Source organism: Polaromonas sp. (genome assembly GCF_031411155.1).
Taxonomy (GTDB): domain Bacteria; phylum Pseudomonadota; class Gammaproteobacteria; order Burkholderiales; family Burkholderiaceae_C; genus Polaromonas.
This window is the reverse complement of sequence record NZ_JANOAL010000042.1, coordinates 1-1634: the sequence shown is the minus strand read 5'-3', so window position 1 is coordinate 1634 and position 1634 is coordinate 1. Positions and strand designations below refer to the sequence as shown.

Below are 1634 nucleotides of genomic sequence, written 5' to 3'. Positions count from 1 at the left end.
ATCGGCTGGACCGTGAAAGACGTGGACCTATGGGAAATCAACGAAGCCTTCGCCGTCGTCCCCATGGCCGCGATGACGGAGCTGGGCATCAGCCACGACATCGTCAACGTCAACGGCGGCGCCTGCGCGCTGGGCCACCCGTTTGGCGGCAGCGGCGCCCGCATCCTCGTGACGCTGATTCATGCGCTGAAGGCGCGCGGCCTCAAAAAGGGCGTGGCCACGCTCTGCATTGGCGGCGGCGAAGGCACCGCGCTGGCGCTGGAAGTGCTATGAAAACAATAGCTGCTGGCGCTTGTAAACCGTGGACTGGAGACCGATTTGATACTTAATCAAGAGCAGGAGATGATTCGCGACGCGGTACGCGCGTTTGCGAAGGAAGAACTCTGGCCCCACGCCGCGCGCTGGGACAAGGAGCACCACTTTCCGGTCGAGGCGCACCAGGGCCTGGCCGCGCTGGGCGCCTACGGGATTTGCGTGCCCGAAGAGTTTGGCGGCGCCAACCTCGACTACGTCACGCTGGCGCTGGTGCTCGAAGAAATCGCCGCCGGCGACGGCGGCACCAGCACCGCCATCAGCGTGACCAACTGCCCGGTCAACGCGATCTTGATGCGCTATGGCAATGCGGCGCAGAAAAAGCAGTGGCTGATGCCGCTGGCGCAGGGCCAGATGCTGGGCGTGTTTTGCCTGACCGAGCCGCATGTGGGCAGCGACGCCTCATCGCTGCGCACCACCGCGGTCAAAGACGGTGACGGCTATCTGCTCAACGGCGTCAAGCAGTTCATCACCAGCGGCAAAAACGGCCACGCCGCCATCGTCATTGCGGTCACCGACAAGGGCGCCGGCAAGAAAGGCATGAGCGCCTTCATCGTGCCGACCAACGCGCCCGGCTATGTGGTGGCGCGGCTCGAAGACAAGCTGGGCCAGAACAGCAGCGACACGGCGCAGATCAACTTTGACAACTGCCGCATTCCGGCCGAAAACCTGATCGGCACCGAGGGCGAGGGCTACCGGATCGCGCTGGGCGGTCTTGAAGGCGGGCGCATCGGCATCGCCGCGCAAAGCGTGGGCATGGCGCGCAGCGCGTTCGAGGTGGCCGTGGCCTACGCCAAGGAGCGCCAGAGCTTTGGCACCGCCATCCTGAACCACCAGGCGGTCGGTTTCCGGCTGGCCGAGTGCGCCACCAAGCTTGAAGCCGCACGCCAGCTGATCTGGCACGCCGCCAGCCTGCGCGATGCCGGTTTGCCCTGCCTCAAGGAAGCCGCCATGGCCAAGCTGTTTGCCAGCGAAATGGCCGAACAGGTCTGCAGCGCCGCCATCCAGACGCTGGGCGGCTACGGCTATGTGAACGACTTTCCGGTGGAGCGCATCTACCGCGACGTGCGCGTCTGCCAGATTTATGAAGGCACCTCGGACGTGCAGAAAATCATCATCCAGCGCGCGCTGGCCTGATGGCCCCGCCATGGGCACCGGCCTGCCCCTGCGGCCGCCTGGATGCGCTGAAAAAGCCGCTCGCGTTTCCGGCGTGCTGCGGCCGCTACCTGGACGATTTTGCCGGCACGCCCGCGCCCGATGCCGAATCGCTGATGCGCTCGCGCTACAGCGCCTTCGTGCTGGGCCGCAGCGACTACCTGCTG

2 protein-coding genes and 1 pseudogene are annotated in these 1634 nt (G+C 65.5%); all 3 read left to right on the top strand.

The features are described from left to right. Positions 1-273, top strand: a pseudogene (locus RMO23_RS02100) (acetyl-CoA C-acetyltransferase); the annotation flags it as partial. Between the two features lie 45 nt (positions 274-318). Further along, complete coding sequence (locus tag RMO23_RS02095; RefSeq protein ID WP_309678442.1) at positions 319-1449, top strand: acyl-CoA dehydrogenase family protein; 1131 nt, start codon at positions 319-321, stop codon at positions 1447-1449. Beyond that, positions 1449-1634, top strand: a 186-nt coding sequence (locus RMO23_RS02090; RefSeq protein WP_309678441.1) for a YchJ family metal-binding protein, incomplete at its 3' end; no start/stop codon positions are given. The genes RMO23_RS02095 and RMO23_RS02090, both read left to right, overlap by 1 nt.